Annotated in this window: 4 protein-coding genes; all 4 read left to right on the forward strand. The window is 28.9% G+C overall.

Annotated features, from left to right (window positions below; all coding sequences use genetic code 11):
- The first annotated feature begins 143 nt into the window (after positions 1–143).
- Complete coding sequence (locus AVBRAN12654_RS09075) at positions 144–3,926, forward strand: HNH endonuclease domain-containing protein (protein ID WP_336614347.1); 3,783 nt, start codon at positions 144–146, stop codon at positions 3,924–3,926.
- Entirely contained in the window at positions 3,920–4,627 is a 708-nt protein-coding gene (gene cas1 / locus AVBRAN12654_RS09080) for a CRISPR-associated endonuclease Cas1 (protein ID WP_336614348.1), read from the forward strand. Before AVBRAN12654_RS09075 ends, cas1 begins: the two co-directional genes overlap by 7 nt.
- A 244-nt stretch (positions 4,628–4,871) precedes the next feature.
- Positions 4,872–5,138 carry a CRISPR-associated endonuclease Cas2 gene (gene cas2 / locus AVBRAN12654_RS09085; protein WP_214118919.1) on the forward strand — a complete coding sequence of 89 codons (267 nt, stop codon included), beginning with the start codon at positions 4,872–4,874 and terminating at the stop codon, positions 5,136–5,138.
- A gap of 61 nt (positions 5,139–5,199) precedes the next feature.
- Complete coding sequence (cas4, locus tag AVBRAN12654_RS09090; RefSeq protein ID WP_336614349.1) at positions 5,200–5,772, forward strand: CRISPR-associated protein Cas4; 573 nt, start codon at positions 5,200–5,202, stop codon at positions 5,770–5,772.
- Positions 5,773–5,876: the final 104 nt, after the last annotated feature.

Raw genomic sequence — 5,876 nt, forward strand, 5'->3', positions numbered from 1 at the left:
GCACATTAGAGTTTGAAAACACCTAAAGGGGTATTACAAATGGGGCTTTGCTTAGCCACCCCCTACATCATTTTTTATTTATATCATTTATTTTTAGTTAAATATGCTACTATATTTACAATAAATCATAAGAGGAAAACAATATGAAAAAAGTTGTAAGTATTGATATGGGTGCTAAAAATAATGGTGTTTATATTGTAGATATAAAAAACGATGAGATTGTAAGTAAAAGCGCTGTTAATTATATCTTTAAAGATGGCGATATTAACTTCCTTAAAAAAGATAGAACTTCCAAAAGACACCAAAAAAGGGGTATAAAAAGGTCAAAATTTGCTAGAAGGCTTTTAGATGAATTGTTAAATAAAATCAAAATCAAAGATTTAAGCCAAAGCGAACTTGAGCTAATATATGGACTACTTAAAAATCGTGGGTTTAATTATATAAATATAGAATTTGAAAATGACATTAGCGATGAGAGTTTAGAAATATTAAACGAAATTGATAGCTATGAGTTTAAAAACTGCATTAACAAAAATGACTATGAATTAAGGCTTTCAAATTTTGCAAACGAGTATGATACTGATGAATTCTGTGAGTTTTTAGCTAAGCAAACTAGCCTAATAATGCAAAAATATGATAACGATAAATTTGTTTATAATATAAAAGCAAGTGATAGAAAAGCTATTACAGATATGTTTGAAGCTCTTAGAAATGAAATGCTTAAAAATAACAAACACAGAGAAAAATATATAAAAGACATAAAAGAACTTTGCAAAAGTGTGGAATTTGAAAGCGTAATTTCAAAATTAAATATAAATGCTGATGAGTTTGCAAATATTATTGGTAATATATCAAATTATCAAACAAGGGTTTTAAGAAGGTATTTTAATAACAAATTTGATGATGTTTTTGATGATGAAAAATTAAGAAAACAAAGCATAAGAAATATAAAATTTCTTACCTTTCAAGGCGAAAAAGAGTTAGAAAACAAACGCACAATGTTAGAAAACCTAAAAAATTCAAGCTATGAATATCTATGTAAAAATGACCCAATAATAAGCATTCCACCTTATGAGAGAATGAATAATAAAAACCCACAAACTTGCAATGTATTAGTCTTAAAAGACAAGCTTGGTAATAAGCTAAAAACTTGCCTAAAACATATTTTAGAAAATCCTAATTTTTCAAGCCTTACTATAGACGAGAACGGCGTTATAAAAGAATACGATGAATTAGATGAAAATGAGTTAAAAGTGGTTTTTCAAAGATTTTTAGATATATCTAATGGGTATTTAGAAGATACCAAGCTTTATCCTAGAAGTTTTGATAAATATGCAAAATATTTTAAAGATACGATATGTTTAAATGATAGTGATTTTGATGCCTTACAAGACTTTGCAAATAAATATTATGATGAATTGCTGCTGGCTAAAAAAGGTGTATTATCAAATAAACTTTTAAAGCCTTGTGGGTGTCATACTCCTTATAAAAATAACCTTAAACATACTCATCTTAGTATTTTATGGGCTAAGCCTGATGGATTTAGTGAAAATGATGTCAATATTTTTATGGAATTTATAAATAAAAAAGAAAATAAAGTTAAGGGTAATACTACCTTAAATGGTTTTTTAACTAATCTTAGCGAAATGGCTAAATCTTATCAAAACGCCTTTTACAAAGCTTTAGAAGACGAAAAGGCTTTATTAGATAACAAGGCTACAAATGATAAGGAATTAAAAAAGATTTTAGAGCAATATAAAAAAGCCTATGAATTAATAACTAACCAAGAAATATTTAAAAATGTAGCTAAAAGCGACAAGCTAAAAACTATGATAAATCAACTGCTTCAGAGTGCAAATATAATCTTAGATGATACTAAGGGTTTTAATAAACTTTGCAAGGAACACTCATTGCAAACTTTACTAAGAACAAGTGGTGAAAAAGCTATGTGTTCGGTATTTGGCTCGGATAGTGCAAGGCTTATAAATGGTAGGGTTGAAATGTATATTGATAGACTTGCTTATGAGATTATAAAAGATTTGGATTTAAGTAATACTAAAGAATTAAGTATAAATATAGAGCAAAATGCCTTTGCTTTTGAAACCGCGGCAAAAGAGCTTACAAAAACTAAAGTAAAAAGAAAGCCTAAAGAGTATTTTGTAATATGCCCTTATAGTGGGGAGTCTTTAAATCTCAAAAATGCTGAATATGATCATATCTTGCCAAGAAGTAAATGTGAATATAACTCAGAAGCGAATTTAATACCTGTAAAATCATACGAAAATTTTAGAAAAAGTGATGGGTATATTTATTTTACTGATTTAAAAGAAAAATATAAAAATGATATATACAAAAAGTGCGGTGTAGCAAATGAAAATGAGTTAAAAATCTTTATAAATAATACTTTAGAAGGTATTGATACTGATAAATATACAAATTATAAAAATCTAAAATATCATGAGCAAATTGCCTTTAGACATGCACTTTTTATGCCTAAAGAAAACTTTTATGCTAAAGCATTGGAATTATTAGAACAAGATAAATTAAAAACCACAACAAATGGCACTCAAAAACGCCTTGCTAAACTAATAGTTCAAAAAGCTCTAACAAAGAATAAAGATTTAGATATTAATGTAAATTTTATTGATAGTAAGCTAACAAGTGCTATTAGGCGTGAGCTAAGTCTTGATTTACCAGAAATAGCAAAAGAAAAAATCCAATCAAGCCATAGCCATTGTATAGATGCTAGTGTTGTATTTTATATAGCTAGTGCTATTAAGGATAAAAAGGTGGTATCTATAAATGAGAATGTGAAGTTTGAACCAAAGTTTAAATTCAGTGAGATTTATCTAAAAGAAAGTGAGATAAAAAATATACAAAGCCAAAAGTACTTAGAATTAAGTCAAGATAAAATTTCAAGAAAGCAATTATTTAAAGATACGATTTACTCACTTAGATATGAAAATGCTAAATATTTAAGTGATAAGCATTTAAATATTTTAAAAGAATTTGATTTATTAATGGAAGTTAAAAAACTTAAATCGGTAAGATTTCATATAGACACCAAAAAAGTTTTTGATTTAATCTTTGCAAGTTTTGAGGCAAAAGATATAAAAACACTAGAAAAAATCAAATTTTTGGATAAGTTTTTGGTATCAAGTGTTAGAAAAGATGTTTTAGATATATTTTTTGATGCTAAAAGTGGCGAGTTAATCAAGCCTAAAGATAATGGTGCAAATATAGAAAAGTTCTATGAAATCCTAGTAAAAAATGAAGTAAAAACTAAAAATGAAGTAGAAAAAATCCATAAGCTTTATATAAATAATTTCTACACAGGTAATCAAAAAGATATAAAAAGATCTAGAAACAAACGCCGTGTTACATACTCGCTAAGTGTAGCTAGTGCAGCTAGTTTTGTGGTGCGTAGAAATACAGGTTATGAAGGTTTAGCAAATGAAAACATAGCTACAAAAAATTATTTTGATAGAGATAGAATTGTAGGTATAAAATATCATAGCAAGAATGTTTTACCATTCAAAATAGCCGATATTTTAGATATTTTAAACCTTAGCGAAAATGCTAAAGAAATCTATAAAATAAGCATTAAAAATAACTTACCAGAAAAAATCTCAAAGCTTGACTTTATAGTTAGCGAAGCTGCTAGACATACGGTGCAAGTGCATTTTAACAAGGCAAAATTAGGATATGATTTAGATATTTTTAAAAGTGCATTAAATGATAAAAATGATAAATGGGTGAAGTTTTGTGATGAGTGTTTAAATGTTGAATTAGTTGAGTTTTTAGGTAAGCCAAGGGATTATAAAGCTAGCATAATTTGTGATAATTTTGAAGTTTTAGGGTTAAAATATACAACAAATCAAACCTCAAAAGCAAATAGGCAAACTATGAAAGATAATATATGTTAAAACATCTCGTAGTGAATTCTTACGGGGTGTATTTGGGGCTAAAATCGGCTAGATTAGTAGTTAAAAAAGATGGAGAGTTAATTAAAGAATATCCACTTAAAAACCTAAAAACCATAAGTATAAAATCTCGTGGTGTAGGGCTAAGTAGTGACTTAGCCTATGCTTGTGGAGTGCGTGGGGTTAAGATATTCTTTAATGATTTTAAATCTCATTTAGCTTTACACACTTTACACGAGCATAAAAGCGTAAATGTAATAAAACACCAGATTTTAAGCGAACAAAACGGCAAAGACCTAGCCCTAGCAAAAGAGCTAATCATAGGTAAAATCAAAAACCAACGCTCCACGATTTTATACTTTTCAAGGTATTTGCAAGATGATTTGCTAAAACAAAAAACCACCGAGCAATTAAAAACATTTATTAATGAGCTAAAAACTTATAAAATGACAAAAGATAGCATTTTTGGCATTGAAGGAAGTGCAGCAAAAGTTTATTTTGATTATCTTAGACAAACAAGGCTTTTAGGAGATGAGTTTTTAAATCGCACGGGCAGATATGCAGACGATAATATAAATAAGGCTCTAAATTATGGCTATGCAATACTTTTAAATATAATTTATAAAAGCGTGATAAACGCAGGGTTAAACCCATATTTTGGAGTGCTTCATAGCTTAAGAAGTGCTAAGCTATCGTTAGTTTAAGAGAGGAGTATAGAAGTTTTTTAGTTGATAGAAATATCATCAAGCTAAGGCATCAGCTAAAGGGCGATTTTAATGAGTGTAAAAAGCTAATTTCAAATGAGATTTTTAGCTCACTTGCTAAAAAGTTGCCATATAATCACTCAAAGCTAAGTCTTGAAAGCATCATACAAAGGCAAGTTTATAAGCTTAGTGGGTTTTTGTGCGGTGCGAATAATTATCATTCTTATGTGTTTAGGTGGTGAGCGTGTATATTGTAAGCTATGATATAGAAGATAACAAATCACGAACAAAGCTTTTTGAAGAGCTAAAGGATTTAGGACTTTTAAATATCCAAAAATCAGTCTTTTATGGAGAGCTTAGCAAAAGCGAGATAAAGGTGGTAAAAGAGCTTTTTAAAAAGCTTTGTGATGATGGGGATAAGGCATTTTTGTGTAGGTGCGAGATAGATTTAGATTATACGCACGGCTATAAAAAGGCTGATTTAGAGCAACTTAGTTTTGATAGTATTTAGTAATTTGTGTATATTTCAACCAAAACAATGAGAATTTTAAATAATTTGAAATAGGAATTTCATGGAACTTTTGAAGGCGAGTTTGATTAGGCGGTTTGTGTTTTGTCCTAGGATATTTTATTTTTATAATTTTTGTGATATTACACCAAAATATCCTAAGCATGTAGATTTTGGCAATGATTTTCATAAAAAGCAAGATGAGCTTTTCAAAAGTCGCACATTTGCTAAACTTGGGCTAAGCGAATATAAAGCCTATAAAAATCAATATTTAGAAGATGATGAGCTGTGTGGGGTTTGTGATATGTTATTTGTTGGGGTTGATGTGGTGGTGGTACTTGAGTTTAAACAAAGTAATAATCTAAATCTTAGTAACGGGGCGAAAATGCAACTAATAGCATACGCAAAAATGGCTAGTAAAATTTATGCTAAGCCTTGCAAAAGAGTGATTTTATGCTCATCAAATCATCTAAAACATAAGGTTTTTAATATTTTTCCGAATGATTTTGCTAGGCTAAAAAGAGTTGTAAAAGATATGAAAAATCTTTTAGATAATGGAGTTTTTCCAAATAGTAGCGCTAGTCTTAATGCTTGTAATCAATGTGAATTTTTTAACTATTGTGATGATAGGGAATAAATTTAGTATGTTTGTGTTAAAGTTTATCGGGGTGGCTAAGCCAGTTGCCCGATATTTTACTAACTTTTCGGTATTTCTACCTACTTATGATTTCAAACGCTCGT

The sequence above is a fragment of the Campylobacter sp. RM12654 genome (genome assembly GCF_020137585.1).
GTDB lineage: Bacteria > Campylobacterota > Campylobacteria > Campylobacterales > Campylobacteraceae > Campylobacter_E.

Excerpts from the sequence above, each read along its gene's own strand:
- AVBRAN12654_RS09075 (WP_336614347.1), top strand. The coding sequence starts at position 144 with ATGAAAAAAGTTGTAAGTATTGATATGGGTGCTAAAAATAATGGTGTT.
- cas4 (WP_336614349.1), top strand. The coding sequence starts at position 5,200 with ATGGAACTTTTGAAGGCGAGTTTGATTAGGCGGTTTGTGTTTTGTCCT.
- cas1 (WP_336614348.1), top strand. The coding sequence starts at position 3,920 with ATGTTAAAACATCTCGTAGTGAATTCTTACGGGGTGTATTTGGGGCTA.